The sequence below is a fragment of the Dyella silvatica genome (genome assembly GCF_026283955.1).
Classification (GTDB): Bacteria; Pseudomonadota; Gammaproteobacteria; order Xanthomonadales; family Rhodanobacteraceae; genus Dyella_C; species Dyella_C silvatica.
On sequence record NZ_JAPDPE010000013.1, the window covers coordinates 7,997 to 26,854 of the forward strand.

7 protein-coding genes are annotated in these 18,858 nt (G+C 60.1%); all 7 read right to left on the reverse strand.

Features of this window, described 5'->3' with window-relative positions:
• Nucleotides 1-101: 101 nt before the first annotated feature.
• Nucleotides 102-12,626 (reverse strand): filamentous haemagglutinin family protein, encoded by a 12,525-nt coding sequence (locus OUZ52_RS04565; RefSeq protein ID WP_266157144.1) that lies wholly within the window; start codon nt 12,624-12,626, stop codon nt 102-104.
• A gap of 263 nt (nt 12,627-12,889) precedes the next feature.
• Nucleotides 12,890-13,264: a hypothetical protein gene (locus OUZ52_RS04570; RefSeq protein ID WP_266157145.1), complete on the reverse strand. Its 375-nt coding sequence runs from the start codon at nt 13,262-13,264 to the stop codon at nt 12,890-12,892.
• Nucleotides 13,265-13,380: 116 nt separating this feature from the next.
• Nucleotides 13,381-14,010 (reverse strand): hypothetical protein, encoded by a 630-nt coding sequence (locus OUZ52_RS04575; protein WP_266157146.1) that lies wholly within the window; start codon nt 14,008-14,010, stop codon nt 13,381-13,383.
• A gap of 8 nt (nt 14,011-14,018) precedes the next feature.
• The gene (locus tag OUZ52_RS04580) at nt 14,019-15,761 is read right to left on the reverse strand and encodes a putative porin (RefSeq protein WP_266157147.1); all 1,743 of its coding nucleotides are present in this window, start codon (nt 15,759-15,761) and stop codon (nt 14,019-14,021) included.
• Between the two features lie 76 nt (nt 15,762-15,837).
• A complete protein-coding gene (locus tag OUZ52_RS04585) occupies nt 15,838-16,458 on the reverse strand; it encodes an energy transducer TonB family protein (protein ID WP_266157148.1) in 621 nt (206 codons plus the stop codon).
• Nucleotides 16,459-16,514: 56 nt separating this feature from the next.
• Nucleotides 16,515-16,919 carry an ExbD/TolR family protein gene (locus OUZ52_RS04590; protein ID WP_266157149.1) on the reverse strand — a complete coding sequence of 135 codons (405 nt, stop codon included), beginning with the start codon at nt 16,917-16,919 and terminating at the stop codon, nt 16,515-16,517.
• Between the two features lie 12 nt (nt 16,920-16,931).
• On the reverse strand, nt 16,932-18,773 hold the full coding sequence (locus tag OUZ52_RS04595) for a DUF2341 domain-containing protein (protein WP_266157150.1): 1,842 nt from the start codon (nt 18,771-18,773) through the stop codon (nt 16,932-16,934).
• Nucleotides 18,774-18,858: the final 85 nt, after the last annotated feature.

Sequence of the window (18,858 nt, forward strand, 5' to 3'; positions counted from 1 at the left end):
TGTATCGCCCATCTTGCGGACAGCCTTACGGCTACCGATCCGGCATAGATCAAGCTTGAATGTCAGCGGGATGCGCTTGGCATCCCGCATCCTGAGAGACCTTATTCGGCGAGTCGCTGACGTTCGGCTGCAGTCAGCACCTGTCTTTTTGCATCACTGAGGCGGCCAGCACCCAGTACCTGTATCGGGCTATGCGGATCGTAATCGGCACCGCTTGGCCGGCTCTCGACGCTACTGGTTTTGTCACCAAAACCAAGCACCTGTACCGAGATGATGGATGGCTGTTTGCTACGCGCATCATCCTGCTGCTTTCGGCTCATATCGTCGGCCGCCTGGTTGATCGCACTTGCCGCCGCACTCGCCGCGGACAACGCGCTCACGTTCACCGATTGCACTACCGGCACACCGATTTTTTCACCCTGCACCTGGATATTATCGGCATTGGCTACCTGCGCCGCCGCGACCACCAGATTGCCCGAGACCCGGATACCTGCATCGCCTGCATCGACCGTGCCGCGTGGTGCAACCAAATAAACGCTGCCGACCGCGGCCCCTGGCACACTTTGCAAGGTGGCGATACCGGCACCACTCACTTGACCGCGCGCATCGATGCGGCACCATGCATCGACGGTGCACAGATAGGTCGGCGGGGGGATTTCTGCCGTCGTCTTGGCACCCTGCCCGGCATTGATATCGCCGTTGGAACTCCAGATCACCAAGTCACCGCCCTGCTCGGTAAAGATGCGGCTTTGTGCCAGCAGTACGCTACGGTCCGTGAACATATTCACATGACCTTGCTCTAGCGTGAGCACGCCCATGCTGTTAGGCCCGGCCAGTACATTGCCCTGATCGTCGGTAATTACCGGTGGCGCCGAGGCGCTACCCAGCAAGGCCTGGCCGCCCGGCCCAAGAATGCTGATGTTGCCGCCCTGCTGGGTTTGAATGGTCGAACTGCGGATATCCAAGTCACCGGTATCTACCGTTTTCGCGGCGCCATTGATACCACCCTGTCCGCTGCCGTTGGCGGTATAGCCCAGGCTTGCCGGGAACAAGGTGCCCAGAGCGGCGTAACCTCGGGCGTACTGCTGATAGTACGGGCTGCCCAGCTTGTTGTAATCGGCACCCACAATGGCAAGTATCTTGAATAGTTCCTGCTGCACAAACATGCGTTGCACATAGTCGGGTTGTGCCGCAAACAACGCCCGGGCCTGCGCAGCTGACAGCTGTACTTGTTGCTGATCCTTGGCATAGCCGGTATCCACGACTTGGCCGGCAAGGCGTTGGTTCATGAAATCAACCAGGTCCGGCAACAAGCTGCCGACGCCCTCGACACCCGCTGGATCATCCACATAGCGCGCGATGAAATCGGCCGTCGCGATGCCTGGCTTGACGCCGAACAACACGCCGATGTCCGCGCTCTTATGCGGCAGATATGGGTTGAGCGCATTGCCTATGCTGTCGATACCCGTGGCATTGCTGCCAGTGATTGTGTGGTTTGTGGCGATATCAGCCTGGCTGGTCAACGGACCTATATTGCGACCGGCTTCTACCTGCAAGCTGCCGGGGCCACCCAGCAGTAAGGAAGGCGCCAGCATGTAGGCGCCGGGGTCATTCAAAGGCGGAGCAAAATTGCGATTGATCGCGGTATCGTAGATATCACGTCCTGCAACGATGCGAGTGATATCCGCATCGTGCGTGTGTTGTCCGGCGAACGACAGGTTGACGATATCGCGACCGGCATATAGCAGGGCTGGCTTGGCTGGCGAGATCACCAGCGAGCGATATTGAAAGCCGCCTGGCGCGATCAAGCCATCAGAAATGTCGCCTTGCAAGGCATAGATGCGCACCGGCGTCGAGTCGCCACCATGCAACGGTGCGGGTTGATGCAGTAGCGTCGGAATCGGGTTCGTCCCGTCGACATTGATATAGCCGAAGGTCATCTGAGCGAGGTAATCGCTGCTACTGAGGCCGCCGTAAGGCTGCAGCGGCGATGGCAGGAATGCCGCCGGCGCATCGATCAAACCAAAATTGTACGAGCCCACGGAGCCCCCGAAAGTGGGATTTCCCATGGTGTAAACCTGTTCTGAGAAGCCAATGGCACCATTGGCCAGCAAACTCAAATTGCCATTGACCGACGGATACAGGCTGCCAGCCCCCAGCAGGTTGATATTGCCGCTGAGCGCGGTCAGGTTAAGGTTCGCCGGTAGGATCGATCCCGGGTTGCCCATGCCGGTCGAACTGCCATAGCCAAACCAGTAGCCAGGCACGCTCAGGCTATCGAATGTGATGTCGCCCACCGCAGTGCTTACGCTCAGGGCTGACGCACTACTGAAACTCTGCGCATCGAAGTGCCCAGCCGGCAGCAGCGCGCTAACCTGACCGTTCAACGCTGCATACGATGGGTTAAAGACACCGCCGATATCAACGCCTTGCAAAGCGCTTACATGCCATTGTGTGTCCTGCGCCGCCAACAGGGTTGAGACTGGAGTGCTGATGCTGCCAAAGGCATAGACCGTACGAGGCACGGTATAACTCAGCTCAGCGCCGATGCGACCACCTGCAAAGAGGCTACCCTGGCCTTTGGCAACGAAATAGCTGCCACTGAGAATATCGCGGCCTGCTTGCACATCGAGGTTACCGCCGCCCACGGTTGTTACGCTGCTGCCGTTGGCCTGTGCGTACCACGTGGTGGGCAGAGAGACCGATAGCTGATGAATATCCTGGCCAGCCGTAATCGCCACATTACCGCCAAGACTCATGATGCCTTGAGCAAAGTTGGCGAAGTTGATCGACGAAGCTGAGCCGTCTGCGCTATTACCGGTTTGCATCCAAGGCCACCAGAACTGCGCGATCGAGGTGCCTTTGACACCCGTGACGCTGCCGTCGACATCGATGACCTGCTCGATGGCATTAATGCTGCCGTGAGCATTCAGGCTTACATCGCCGCCATGATCAGGATTGACCTGACCGCTGACCAGCATGTCAGGCACGGTAGCGGGAGCCATCGAAACCTGTGATGGACGTAACACCGATACATTGGTGTTCGCAGTCGTGCCTGACGCCGGCGCACCGGCGGTATAAATTACAGCTGGCGCTGTGCTATCAAGCCAGCTGATGTCATTGCTCGACGCGATGTCTATGGAGCCGGTACCGGTACGCACCGTGGTCGGAAACAATAAGGTTTTTCCAGGGTATAGATCCTTGCCCCCCCCAGCATTGGCATTGGTCAGCGTATCGACCACTGCAAAATGGCCATCCAAATTGACATTTCCAACACCTGTTCCGGCGACAGAAAGCGGATTGGTCGAATCAAGTTGAGCACCCGCAATCAAGCGGTAGGACGAGCTGGATCCACCCAATAAGGTGGCCGATGCCAAGGAGGCCGGATTGCCCAGGCTGGGCATATTGCTCGGGCTGTTATTGGCGGCCGCGCCGGGAACCGGAATGGAGGGTGGCTTACCACCACCCGGGTCACTCGCCGCATTTGCGGCAGGCGCAAATGGCGCATAGAACAACTGACTGCCAAAAGAGGTGTTGCCGACATTTCTTGACACGTAGGTGTAGTAAGCGGTGTGGCCTGCGATATAGATCGCATAGTCACTACTGTACTGACTGTAATCGGTGTCGGCTGGCGCCAATAACGGTGATGGCGTGTGCAGCCTGTTGGCGACCGGATTCGTCCTGAAGTTACTGCTAAGCCAAGAGGTGTTTCCTGGAGTCGGATCGTAATAGGCGTTGACGTAATCCGCGTAATTGGCATAGCTAGCCGGCTGTGGCGCTACCAGCGGGGTGGGCTTGTAAGCAAGAAAACCCTTAGCGTCACGTGTCGCAAATACAGCTGCCCACGTCCCAGTTACGTCATCGCCGACGTCGCCGATATACGCCTCGTAATTAATGTAGTAATTAACCGACTGCTTTTTCAGCGGCGCTTGCAATGGCTGATAGTAGGGATCCGCTGTAATACTGACCTTGCCACCGCCTGGAGTAAGCCCTTGTGCCGCCGACCCGGCTTTCAGGTTAATCGTACCGTTCCAGATGCCATTGGCATCCATATAATTCAGCGACTTGGTATACGCAGCAACTGCCGTCGCATAACCATTGTCTGAAACAGGCGGCGGCGGCGGTGCCGGCGGATCGGCAAGCACCGCGCCATTGTTCTGCTGATAGAAGCCGTCGGTAAGGCTGGCTTTGATATCCAGGTCGCCCGCGGCACGTACGGTAAGAATCGGCGCCATGCCTTGATAGCGATAAGCCAGTGCGATGCTGCCGTCTTTCTGGGTCGTTCCCGCGCCGAGATTCCAGTTGGTGAGTAGACTGATTGTGCCTTGCTGGGGACCGGCTGCCGGGTTATCCAGCTCAATGCCCGGGCGTACCTGCACATTGCTGATGCCCGTATAGCGATTGCCAAAACTGAAACCCGGTTGCTGTATGTAGCTCATCAAGGTGCCGGCACCCTTGGACGGGTCTGCACCGATGTAGCCATAAAAGCTCTGATGATCCGTATTTGCTGCCGCACCAGGAATGAAATAGTTATTGGTGAGATAGCTTTGCAGCGTGGCATCGTCGGCAGGTGCGGCAAGAATCTTGCCGGTGGCATCGACCCAAGTACCGGCCACCAGGGTCGGCTTGCCATTGGCATCGTACTTGTACCAGCCCGACGGGTCGATCAGCCCATCAAAATACTTGCTCAAATCGGTCTGTTTGTCGGCCGTGCTCCAAACCGCGTAAGGCTCGACGGTCACTACACGCGCACCGACGATGGTTTGATTGCCACCGTCGATGGTGATCGGCACGTCGCCATTGCTGAGCAAGGGTGCACGCAAACTAACCGAACCACCGGAGGCATCGCTTGAGCCACCGGAAACATCGATATGCGCATTCGAGCCAAGATGGATATAGCCGGCATTCGCCGCCTGCACATTCTGGTAACCGTATGCGGTATTGAGACTACCGTCGCTAGTACCGCCGGTGCCCAGCACTACGTCGCCACCACGCTGCGCGGGAATGCCGCTGGTCGCAATCAGGCTGCCCTCGACATCGACGCCATTGCGGCCATACAACTCGATATGGCTACCCGCATCGGCGGAAGCATCGATACGGCCGGCGATCAGCACATGTCCCTGGCTGGCATCCACCGCAGTGGCGGTGAGAAAGACCTTTTGCGCGCGCAAGGTATTGCCTGCGGCCAGCGAAAGGTCGCCGGCACCGCTGGCGACCTGGATCATCCCGGTGATCCCGGCGCCTTGCGCGATACCGGCGATACTGTTGAGGTCGACTGCATTGCCGCTGTTGAGCGTGAAGTAACCACTGCGATAGCCGCTTAGCGCATGGCCGTCCAGACGTCCGCCAAGCAGCACATTGCCCTTGGCACTGATCGTCAGGCTACCGGCATCGCCCCCCTGAGCCGCGCCGGCAAAACCTATGGCCGAGCCCGGACGAATATTGACCGAACCCTGATCCGCGGTCAGCGACAGATTGCCGCCGGCCGCATAGGTGGTGACGTCTTGAAAGGTCTTGTTGACACCCGCCGTGCTCAACTGGCTGCCCGACGCCAGTTCGAGATCGCCGCTGGTGGCGCGCAGGCTCAGATTGCCGGCGGATGCGGCAAGCGAGGTGCCCACCGACACGCTGCCACCGCTCAGGCTGAGTGCGCCGCCCAAGGAACTACGCAACAAGGCCTGCCCGCCCGCGTTTTGCAGATTCATCGCGCCGGTGGTGGTCAGGCTGGTATTCGCACCGCTATCGGCCATCAGCACCGGTGCGACCAGGGTCACGCCGAGATTGCCGAAATCCATGCCGCCGCTGCCCTGCCCGACGATGCCTTGGCTGGCTGTCGCCGTCACTTGGCCAAAGCCGCGCAAGGTGCTGTTACCGGCGCTGAAGTCCAGCTCGCCCGCATGCAGCGAAAGCTGCCCGGCACCCGCCACAAACCCGGGCACCACCGCACCCAGCGCATTACCCAGGCCAAGCGTGCTGGCGGCGATGCTGACCTGCCCGCCATCGCTGGTGAAGGCACCCGCGTTGAGATTGAGGCTGTTGGCCAGGTCGATATTTACGTTGCCGAGAAAATCGATGCTGCCGCGGCTGCGCAGGGTGACTTGCTGAGCGCCGCGCAACAGGTTGAGTGTGTTGGGACCGATGACCAGACCGTCGCTGACAACGTTGCTGTTACTGCTGGTAAAGGTGATGTGGTTGCTATTGGCATCGATGGCATTGCCGGACAACGCCGCACTGGCATCGACCTGGGTATTGCCGGTGGCATCCAGGGTAAGCGCACTGCCTCCATCCACCCGGGCGCCGGCGCCGATCAGCAGTTGTCCGCCCGCGGGGTTGGAAACCGCATGACGGAGCACCGCGGCGGTACCGTTTTGCGACACCCGCAACAAGGCACCATTGCCGCTGACCGCAGCGATCAGATTGCCGTTGGCATCTTTGCTGGCGTCGCTACCGAACGAAAGCGGTAAGCTGCCGGCGCCATTGCCGTTGCCGCGGGCCTGGATATAGCTGCCGCCAGCCAGCACCACCCCTTGTGCGCCGGCATGACCACTGCCGTTGGCGACCAGCAAAATCTCCGGGCCCGCCAAGGCGTGATTACTGTCGTTGGAGAGCAATACGCTGTCGGCAATGCTGTTGATCGTGTAGCCACTGCTGTTCAAACTGCGGGTGCCGCCAATCAGCAGGCTGCCGCTGCCCAAGGCTGTCAAGCCATCGGCGGACAAGCCGAGATAGCCTGCATTGGCGGTCTGTTGTGTACCAAGAATCTGAATCGCCTGCGCTGCAATATCAACTTGCGAACTACGCCCGCCCGTAGCGGCAGCGGCGGTCAGCGTGGCGCCCAGATCCAGCGATTGACTCGCCGCCAGTACCAAGCGGCCAGCGTCGGCCGGCATATACGGCGCTACGATGCCGGCCTTGCTGGCCTGCGCACCGAAGAAGGTGTCGGCATCGCTTAGACGATATTGCGAGTACTGCTGCCAGACCGGCGCCGACTGCAGCAGGAACGACGTATTGCGCGCCTGGCGCGCACCGCTGAGCGCATCGGCGAAATAACCGCTGATGTTCAAGCTGCCATCGGGAAGTGTCGCCGCTCGCCCCAGCACACTGTCGACCGCGCTGGTGTCTTGCACGACGCGATAAGCGCCCGGCAAGGTCGCATACCTGGCTGGCAGTAACGTGTAGTAGCCAGCGGGTAATCCGGCAGCACCCGAGAGATACACACTCTGCCCGACCGCCGGGCCTGCGCCAGCACCTTTCTCCAGCGCGGCATCGTGCGCGCCCATCGCCGAGCTGTAGCCAGGAATGATTGCGTAGATCGCACGGCCGTCGCTGTACTGCGGCACCTGGGTGCCGCTGGTACTGGTGGCATAGCTGGTGCTGTATTGCGCGAGCACATCGCGGCTGCCACCGGTGCCAGCCGTCCACTCGGCCGCTTGCAGATGGCCACCACCGGATAAATCCACCCCGGCACCGGCATCCAGCGACAAGTGATTTCCATTCAGGCTGAGCTGCTTGGCCGGTGGCGCGGTAAGGTCGGGCGAGCTGGCGTTCGGGTCGCCGTTATAACGCCATTCCACGCCGTCGATGGTGGTGCCGTAAGGCAGCGTTGCGCCATCAAGTGACACTGAAGTCACGCTGCCCTTGGCCAGATGGACGGAGTCCGTCACCGCCAACGGAAATTTGGCCGGATCCAGGCCGAATCCAGTGGCCCCGGCCAATGGATCGCTGACGCCCAGCACAAGATTGCCGGACGGCACCCGAATCGTGCCCTGCTGCTCAATACGGTTAGCACTGATAAGCAACGCACCGCCCGCCGATAACGGCGTACTGGAAGCACCGTTCGGCAGAATGCTTACCGTGGTCGTGCGTGCCTGACCGGAGGCATCGGCAATACCCGAGGCATTGGCATCGATGACGAAGTGATAGTCGCTGGCCGGATAAAGCTGTGCTGCCTTGAAACTGAGATTGCCGGTGCTGAACAACAAACCCGGCACGTTGGCACCCTGTTGATAAGCATAGAGTGCGGGCAGATAGAAGCGTATATCGCCGCCGCTATTAAAGCTCGCATTGGCCCATTGCTGGAGATTGACCACGCCACCGAGATCGATGGCATTAGCGTTGATCTGCAATACACCGTCACCGGCGCGCGCAACAGGCGTAGCGCTTAGCAAGGTGTTGCTGGACAAGTTGACGTACGGCGCGGTGATGCTCACTGTGCCATTGCCGGTGGCGTACCCAGCGGCAGTAGCGCCGAGCCCGCTGCTACCCTGCGGCAAGGCGAGGTAACTGGGTGCGTTGGCGATAAAACTGCGGCCCAGCTGCAGATTGATATTGCCAGCGAAACCTATGGGTACAGCCACCTGATTGCCCAACGACGCACTGCTGACATCTGGCCCCAGGTTTAGTGAGGTGATGCCCGAGTTCGTAAGCCGGTCGACCGCGAAATGCAGCAGCCCGGAGGGTGCTCCCGCCTCGATCGCCGAGCCGGGTCGCAGCCCAGCCGCCAGCAGGCTGCCTGACGACTGCAACAAGATGCCGCTGGCCTTGGCCTGCCTGCCCAGGGGTACCGCCATGCCAATGATGTTGAGCGTGCCTCCTTCGGCCTGCGCCGCGCCACCTTGCGCAGTCAGGGTGGCATCGGCATACAACCCCGCCGCTGCCGCCATGGTGATGCTTCCGGCATCGCTCCAGACCGGCGTAGCGATATAGCTCACGCTTTGGCCTAGAACGCTTGAGCCAGCGGTGGGCAAATCGAAGGTGGCGGCAGCGCCCGAAACATTGATCTGGCTGCCTTGCTCCGCGACGACATAGCTTGCGTTACCGGTGAGCGACACGGCGCCGCCTGCCAACACGATACCCGAGCGCGGTGTAACCGCCCCGCTCAGGCCCATGCCGGTCGTGCCACCCTGCACCACGGCAGCGGCCCATGGATTAAGTAAAGCGACGCCGCTGGCATCGAGCACCGATTGCGCTCCCAACCACACTTGCGGCGTCACCGCTTGCAAGCCAGCCCGGTTGGTGAGCTTCTGCGTGGCGATATTGATATGGCCGCCTGGTGCACTCACCGTGCCTTGCACGATGGTGTTCTGCGTACCAGCCAAGCTAACCGTGGCACCGGCATCCGCAAGAATCGCCGCCCCGGGAGCCAGCAACAACGAGCCACTCACCCCGGCATATTGCGGGGAACCCGAGTTCGGGATGCCGAACTGTTGATTCCAGTCCAGATAAACGCCGGCATTCAGCGAGAAACCGGGGCCATGACCTGCGCTCTGACTCGCACTGATGTAGCGATGGTAGGCATCGAGTTGCCCCACGCTCACATAGTTGAGCGAAGACCCCGCTGCATTGGCGGCATAAAGATCAGTGCCACTGGGTGCCGTCAGTAAAGCTTGATAATTCGGCAGCAGATTAGACCGGCTTACCTTGACCTGGCTGCCTGCTGCGATATTGGCATCGGTGATCGCAGTGAGCGCATAGCCATCAAAGCCTTGTCCGGCGAAAAAGCCCGGATCGAGATACAAGCCATTGGCCATCGCCAGATTGCCTGGCTTGCCGCCGATCTGCAGTTGAGCCGCCTGCATGGTCAACGTGCCGCCACCGCTAAAGCCATAAGCGCGCAATTGACCGCCAAGCTGAATCGAGCCGCTGCTCAGGTCATTAGGAGCATTCTGGGTCAAGCCAAATTTCGTGGCGCCTTGGGCAGAATAGGTGATCAGGTTGATATCACCGCCGCTACCGGTGGGCACGCCATGGTTCAAAGCCACCTGGCTATTGGTACCCACATAACCACCACCGGAAACATCCAGCAGGCTGCCTGATTGCAAGATGATCGAGCCGGTGCCGTCCACACTGGACTGACTGCCTGTCTGGGCGCCCTGCTGAGTGGTCAGGCTGATGCTGCCGCCATTGATATAACGGTTGCCCACCATGTTGTCGGCGGTGCGCCCGCTATCGTTGACCCACTGACCGCGTGCGCCCAGCGTCGCCCCACTGCCGATGGTGATGTCAGCGCGCAACGGCTGGCCATTGGCATCCTGCAGGCCAGGCATATTGCTGGCAGCGGGTCCAATCGAAGTCAGCGAGATGGATCCGGCCGGCGCGGCGAGATTGCCGAAGATGCTGATACGGTTTGCGCTGAGATTGATCGAGCCGCCAGGATGCACCGCCAACGTGGTACCGGCTTGTTGCACGATCTGACCGCCGCTATCCGGCGAGGTAGCGATATTCACCGTGCCAAAACCCGCTTGCTGAATCGTATTGGCTGACAGTGGCAACCAGAACTGCAAGTCGTCGGTATTGCCCGATGGCGTATTAGGCACCGCACTCCACGGCGTAGCCGCATTAAAAGCGGGATCGCGGTCGCTTAGCGACAGCGTCGCTTGTTGCAGTAGCACGTCGCTCGCACCGCTCGAACGCGGCTGCGCAACGAGGCTAAACGATCCGGCCGCCGGTTGATTACCGTTGGCCACCTGATTGCGCCCGGCAAATGCCTGCGCGGAAATATCACCGTCCAATACCAAGGCACGGGACGTTGCAATCTTCAAGCTGCCGGCATCGCTGCCCACGACAAAGCCCGGATCCCAGCGCACTGCGCCGGCGAGCAGCGGATTGCTGTAGTTCTCGGTGATTCCCCAGCGATTATGACTGACGCTGTACTGCCCGGCGAAACCCACATAGCTCATCTGCGGATCAGCATTGGCTATGTTGTAGATGCGGCCATTCGCTCCTAACAGATTCGGCGTATCGACCCAGCCGGCCTGGTAGGCCAGGTAACCACCATCCAGATTCAATTGCGCGCCGTTGCGCACGATGACCTCGACGCCGTCGAGGCTGATACTGCCGCCCTTGGTAAGCATCTGGCTGATATCGCGCGGCACGTTTTGCACGTAACCGCCGACATTCAGAATCGGGCTGCCGACCCAGTTCAGCCCATCGCTGCGGGTGCCGCTCTGCGTGCTGTCGATGACGACATTTTTCTGCGTGTAAAGAAAACTGTTACGCAGCAATGGGGAATCCGCCAGTTCGTTCTGGCCAATGCGGGAAATACTCACCAGCAGCGCCGACATCGGCAGACTGACATTGGTCAGACCCGAGACATCCAGAATCGACCCTCCATCGACATAGATGCGCCCCGCGGTCGGGCCATCGGTAAGATTGCCATTGAGTTGCGCGGTGATCGACAGGGCAGCGCCTGGAGCCTCAAGCAACGACCCTGCATTGAAACTTACCGTGCCACCGGCAAGAGTAAGATTGCCGGTAGTGAAGGCGCTATTGGCGGCCGGAGTGGACGACGTTGTCGTACCGTCTTTCTCGGGCAAAACCGCGGTGACTGAACCTGCATTCAAGTTCAATGCACCATGGCGCACATAGTTATTGGCAGCGTTGCCATCGTCACGTGCATTCAACTCAATGCTGCCCGGGTGGCTGATGCTGGTCGAGGCCAGTGCCACACCCGATTGATCGACATTGAAACCAAGCATGTGCACTTGACCACGGCGAGACTGGATCAGGCCGCTATTGCTGGCCAGGCCGCCCACCGGATAATTCTGCGCATCGAAAGGCCCTTGCGCGTTGAGTACGTTGAGCCCACCGCCATTAATGGTGCCGGCAAGATTATTGAACTGGATACCAGCGGCAAGTATCGCCTGCCCATCGTCAGCAACGATGGAACCCGCATTGGACACATTAGGCGCGGCGATCAAGGCAAAACCTTGTGGCCCGGTGGTGATCGAAGCACCTTTCTGGATCACTACATCGTGATTGCGCCCATCGGTAAACGCGCCATCCGTCAAAAAGCCCGATACTGCCGCCTGCGAACCAATACCGCCCTTCAAGAAATTGCTGTTGCTGATACCGACATCGCTGCTGAAAAAGTTCAGCGACGAAGCCAACAGCGAATGCGTATTCACCTGGCTGCCGGCGCCGAACAGAATGCCGTTGCGATTGAGCAGGTAGACCGAGCCTTCCGCCTTGATCTGGCCGAAGATCTGGCTTGGCGAACCGCTAGGGTCTTGAATGCGGTTCAGCGCGACCCAGTTGTTGCTGCCATCGCTTTGCGTGCCGCCCGACTGGTTGAAGTAAACCGTGGTATTGCGGCCGACATTGAAGCTATCCCAGGTCAGAATCGCTTTCTGATCGGTTTGCTTGATCTGTACCGTGCTTTGCCCATTCGCCACCGACTGGGTCGGCTGATTGGCGTTTTGCCACAGGCTGGGGTTATTGGCCGCCGCAGCGGCTACCTGCAAGCCGCCTACCGTCAGGCCATTGGGTATCGTTGAGCTCAGTTGTTGCGCGGCTTGTTGCGCTGCCTGTTGGGCACTGATCTGCGCAGCGACGGCCTGGGCGGCATTGTTCAGATTGGCGATCGACTGCTGCACCACCCGCTGCTGCAGCAATTGACCTGAAGTCTGCGGGGTAAGCCCGGGCGGTAACGCCGATGGCGCACCACTCTGCGCGGCCTGAACGCCGATTTGTTGCTGCTGCGCCAGCCAGGCCTGGCTGAGCTGAGCAGGGTTGCCCGCGTGTGCTTGCATCGCGCCCATCGCCAGTGCTGCGGCAATCCATTGCGCCAAGGGGCGCCTGTTGATCGTCGCACCGGAATCACCACCGAACCGTACTGGCTTAATCACGAGAACCCCTACCCCTGTCATACGCATGCCAAGCATGCTTCGCGTCAACAACAAACCCATGACGAACTGCGCACTGGCCTCTTGCGGACCGGCTCGATGACGCTTGAGCTTGTGCACAGTTCGCGTTGGCCGGCTGAACGTTCTCAGCGCAAGCCGTCAATGGAGAGACGTCTAATTCATGTGATGACTGAACCATGTCACTAAAAATTCATCTGCCGCCGCGGCATGACACCAGACTGTCATGACGTGGCGACTCACATCGCTCAATGTCCACCGGTGACCGGTGCGAACAGCGGTGGCGGCGGCGCAGCGGGCGGCCGTTGCGGAACCACCGACTTGTCCAGGTTGGCGCCCATGCGATGGCTAAAGGCCGAAAAGTTGTATTGCCCCACTTGCCGATTGGAAGGCTCGTTAACGACGCCATCCATCAGCAAGCTGGGCGGCGTTGCCGCCTTGGGCGACAACAAAGCTTGGCCGAGGCAGTCGTAGGCCAGCGTCGGCCGGTCATTGACACTCACTTCGACGCAGCTGGGCGATGGGCTCGCGGTCTGTGGCGATTCGGCGGCATGCAGCCCACTCAGGCCGAGCGAAACAAGCAGCAGGCCGCCACCGAGGTACTTTGCGAAAGATGTCGACATGTCCTCAACCACCTGGTGAACGAATACTCGGTGGAACAGGCCTCGGTCGCAGCAGTTATCTGAATGACTCACCATTGCTGCGACTGAAGTAACTGCGGTCACACATGCAGTACCGACTACGGATGCCCGCTAGAACTCGTCGCGGCGGGCAGTTTCTGCTCATAAAGCCGATCACCGTAACCCTGCGCCGCATTCTCCAGCTTGACGCGTGATGCCGCGGCGAAGGGTTGCCGTGACGCCAATACCGTGCCAAGCCCGACATTCGAGTAAGCGTCGAGGATCTCGTGACCGACCTTGTACAGCTCCTGATTTTTCGCGGTGCATGTCGTCAAACGACCCTGCACCTCATTCAACTGTGCCGTCGCCGAGGTCGCGCGTGCTTCCTGCGCGTGCGCTTTGGCGGAGACATCGGCCAGGCTTTGCTGGCCGCGTTGAACATCATTCTGCGCTTGCTGCCGCGTGGCGCGCTCAGCCGCCAAGGCCGATGCGCTGCCGGCCTGGTTGTTGCCGCGCAGCTTGGCTAGCTCGGCCTGGGCTTGCTCAAGTGACTTGCGCGCCTGGTCACGCTCCTTCTCGGTGGATGCTTTCTGGGCCTGCCATTGAGCTTGCTCGTTTTGCATATCCTGCAGCTGGCTGCGCGCCTCACGCAGTTGCGTGCGTAATTGCTCCTCCAGGCTTTGCGCCTGAAGCGGCGTGGTCAAAACAAGCAAGCCGAGCAAGCCGATGTTAAGTGCGATGCGCTTCATGGGTGACCTCAGAACTTGCTGCTGATTTCGAGCTGCACCACGTCAATCGCCAACGGCGGCCCATAGACCTGCCGTGCATTGAAGTAACGAGCCGAGATCCACGTACGCTGGGCAATGCCGTAGTCAGCCGAGACGATAAAGCCCTTGGCATTGGTGCCGCCAAGATGGAAGTTCTGATCGGTCAGGCCATCGAGCATCGCATCGGGCTGCAGGTATTTGTAGCCAAAGGAGACATTCCATTCGTTGGCCGCCATCGGGTTAGGCGTGCCGAGAATGCCGCGTACCAGCCAGCCGACCGGGCCGCTCTTATAAGGCCCCTGCACGCCGGGAGCACTGCCGGTTTGATAGTTATTCACCGGCTGGCCCAGGCCGTTCGGATAACGGAAGGCGTCACGCGCGTGATAAGCCATATTGCGCGCGTAGTCCGCCTGGATCCGCGCACTGGTATCGCCGATCTTGAAGTCGAGCTGCTGTGTCAGGTTGGCGACGTGATAGTCGTAAGACAAACCGAACAATTGCGGCTGCGCATAGTTACCCGGCGAAGTCGGGTCCGGGATGATGTCACGTATCTGGAAAACGCTATTGCCCTTCTGCATGTACTGCGGCGCGGTAGCGTCGGTACTGCAGTAGTTGATGCCGGTATAAATCGCGCATGGGCTGGAAAGCTGCCCGCGCATGCTGCCGAAATGGTAATAGGCCAAGGCGACCTTCCATTCGGTATCCTCGTCGAACTTCCAGCTAGCGCCGACCTGCGCGGCCGACAGCCATTTGCTGTCGCTGCGATATTTCTGGTTGCCCAGCCCCTGCGTCGGCGAGTCCGGCGAGGTGTACTCGATCGGGAACATGCCCAAGGTGGCAAAGCCGTTCAGGCCATCGGCCAAGCTCAGATTGCCCTGACCGGCCACACCATCGAAGTTCAGCTCTTGCGAATAAAGCAGGTCGGTGGCCATGAAGGGGTTGGCCATGCGGCCGGCGATCAACGAGGCCTCCTTGATCGGCTGCCAACGAATCCACGCGCGATCCAGCCACAGGTTTTTCTTGTCCAGGCCGCCGCCCAGGGTCTGCGTGGTGGACACCGGATTGTTGTCGTTACCCGAGCCAATACGTACGCCGGCGGTGACGGTATCGCCCAGCTTCACCGACACACCGAGATGTGCTTGCATGCGCAACATGTTGAGGCGGTTCTGCCGCGTATTAGTCAGCGGCGGCAGCACACCCTGGCTGATTTTGTTGATATCGACCGGGCCGGTGCGATTGATTGCGGCATAGTCGATCAAGTACGGCGAATTGTTGCGGCTGTAGTACCACGACTCGTCACGCACATGGATGTCGCCCGACCAGCTGATGCGATCCAGCCACTCCGGCAACGCATCGGGCTGTGCCCAATGCTCGCTTTTGGCCTGCGCGATGACTTCCTGTTTGACATCGTCGCGAATCGCATTGCGTACGCTTTGCGGCACATACGGCACCCGCACATCGCCGGGCTGCGCGCCGTCATTGCTGGCCACTTCCGCCTTGCGCGCCTGCACCGCTTCGCTGTTCGCCTGCGCGATCAAGCCATCGGCATCGGCCTGGGTCAGCAAGCCCTTTTTCACCATCAGGCGAATCAAGTTGATGGTCGCATTCGGTGAAGGTGCCGCGGCGTCCTGCGCGGCCGCACTGATGCTGGTACCGCCGAGCAGCACGGCAACCGCCAGGCATAGCGCACGCCGTCGCAGTGGTGGCGTTTTCGAGGCGATCAGGGCATTCATGAGTTTCTCCAAAACAGTGCATTGCCAGCGGGCAACGTGAGCAAGATGGCTAGATAGAAAGATGAAACATTCATATTCATGACGGTCGCTTGCCACGGATGGCGGCGCGTACCGGCATGCTGAGATTGGCGGGTGGTGGTGTATCGACATGTACGCCAAGCAGTACGTCGCGCAACGCCTGGTCCGTACTCTCGGTGCCACTGCTGCCCAATAACTCCACACGGGTAATCGCACCGTCCGCGCCTAGCCAGATACTGGCGCGCACGTCGAACACCAGGCGGCGGGTGCGCTCATCGCGCTGAATCGCCTGCTGCAAGGCATAACCCAGGTACTGCTCATAAGAAGCGCCGCCGACACCGTTGCCGCCACCGCTGCCGACCACGCCGCCACCGGAACCGGCGCCGATGTTGAACGAGTCATTGCCTGCCTGGGCCGGGCCATTGATGGTGACCTGCTTGGCTAGATCCGGCGCCTGCTTGGGTGCTTCGAGTGGCTTCAGTGGTTCGTTCGGCTTGGGAACTTCCTGCTTTACCTCTTCCACCTTTTTCGGCTCAGGTGGTTTTTCTTTCGGTGGCGGCGGCGGTGGCGGCAACGGCGTAATGGTGGCAATGCGCGGCGCAGAACGACGCACACCGACTTCATGGCCAGCGAATTTCCATATGGCCAGCGCCGCTATCAGCAACAGCGCAGCGGTCATCAGCCGGTTGCGCCAACGTCGCCTTCGTTCTCTCAGATCAGCGGCATCCATGGACATCAGCTCGGTGACTTGCCGGTGACCAGGCCTACCTGCGACAGATCCAGCCGGCGCAGCAGGTCCAGAATGTCGACGACTTTCTGGTACTGCACGTTGGCATCGCCCTTGACGATGATCGGGAACTCCGGCGTGGTGGCTTTCAAGGTGCGCAGACGCTGCTCAAGCTCGCCGATCGTCACCGGAAACGCGTCCAGAAAGATCTGCCCGCTATCGGACACGGTAATCGCCTTGGTCTGCGGCTTGGCCAGGCTGACCGAGGCACTGGCCTTGGGCAGGTTCACCTTGACGCCCTGCACCGAGGCCGTGGTCATGATGATGAAAATCACCAGCAGCACATAGGCCAGATCGAGCATCGGCGTGATGTTGATGTCGTCATACGGTTTGTCTTCATCATTGACTTGCATGTCGCGTTCTCCTTAGCGAGCGGGGCCGATCACGCTTTTGTTGTCCAGCGTGCTCTGATCGGCCTCGCGATGTAGTTCCGCCAGGCGGGTCACGAACTCATCGACAAACACCTGCATGTTTGCCGTCACGGCTTTATTGCGAGTCAACAGATAGTTGTAGCCAAACAGCGCCGGGATGGCGACGAACAAGCCCGCCACCGTCGCCAACAGCGCCGCTGAAATACCCGGCGCGATGGCGTTGATGTTGACGTCGCCTGCGGCGGCAATTGCCGCGAAGGTAATCATCACGCCGACCACCGTGCCCAGCAGGCCAAGAAACGGGCCGCCGGAAATGGCGATGGTCAACATCACCATGGAGCGCGACAGCTTTTGGTTCTCGCGCACCAAGGTGGAGTCCATCACCGCGCGGATCGCCTCGATCGACTCCGACGCGATGATCAGGCGACCTTGGCCATCACGGCGGCGCCAGACTTCCTTGGCGCCAACCTCATACAAGCGATAAAGCGAGGAGCCACCCAGTTCGCGCCGCACATTGGCTTGCTCGCCAGCATCGGCCAGGCCAAGCAAGTTGGTGCCAAGATCGCGGAAGCGATCGATAAAGCGCTCGTTGGCCGAACTCACCTGGCTGACATAGCGAGCCTTGTTAAACATCACCCACCAGGAGATCAGCGCCATCAGGATCAAGATGCTGATGACCACCCAGGCGTCGACCGTGACCGACTTGACGATGATGCCGAAGTAACCAAAACCAAAGCCGGATTTCTTCTCGTCTTCGCCGTAGCTGATCAATTTCGATTCGGCTGCCTGCGAGGTAGCGTCCACACTGATGAGCGCCAGCGGGCGTGCAATACGCGACAGGCGCAGCTCATCCATGTCGCCGAGAAAATTCGCAAACGTCACCGCCGTCGGCGCCGCCGTAGCAGCCTGCACTTCGCCGCCAATGGTGGCCGGCGTGGTCAGTGCGGGCAGTGCCGCAGCCAAGCTGGCATACGACTGACCGTTGACATACAGCATCACTTTGTCAGCCGTGGCGACCACTGCCACATGCGTCCACTGCCCGGCTTTCAACGGCTCACCGGTCGAGCTGCGCTGCACTTGATCGCCATCGACTTCGACAAACGGTGCGCCGCCGGTCAGGCCGATCAACAGAGCTTTGCCGTCCTGGCGATGGGCATACAACAAGGTCGGCGCATTCGGCACGCTGTCGACTTTGATCCAGGCGCTGAAGGTAAAGCCACCGGCCGCCGCCGTATTGAGTGAAGCACTGGCGGGCAAGGTAAGCATGGTGGCGCCATCGAAACGAGCGGCTTTGCCAGCAATCCCGCCATCGATCGTGCGCAGCCCGGCGCCTTGCGCCTGATTGGCATACGCGGTGGCATCTTTCGGCGGCGAACCCGCCGCCTCGCCAAAGTGATACACCAGGCTGTAATCGGGATCGAAGGTCGCCGCGCCGCTGCTCTGCGCCGGCGCCTTGGCATTGCCGTAATACATCCATACGGTTTGCTGTGCGCTCGGTGCAAGATCGGTGGCGTCGAGCCAGATCTGCGCTACCCCCAGTACCGGATCGAAACTTTCGATCTGATAGTTCAACGGGGTTTTGCCATCGGCGGCGATAAAGCGGATATCCGCCCCGTCCTTAGCCACCCCGTCGAACTGGAAATTGCCGGCGTGCAGACGGATCAACAACGGCATCCGCCCCAGCGCCTGGGTCACGTTGGCACCTTTGTTGGTGGTGTCGATCGTGATCGCTTTGCGGTACGACCAGTCGTCGTTCCACCAAGACGCATCCGCAGCGGATGCCGCGCGTGGCAACCAGGCCAGGCATAGCAAGCATGCAAAGATCAGATAACGCATTGTTCTTCAACCCCTGTACGAAATGAAACTGTGGTGGCGCCAGCATCTGTGCGCAGAAGCTGGCTTGAGAGGAGGGAGCACTCGC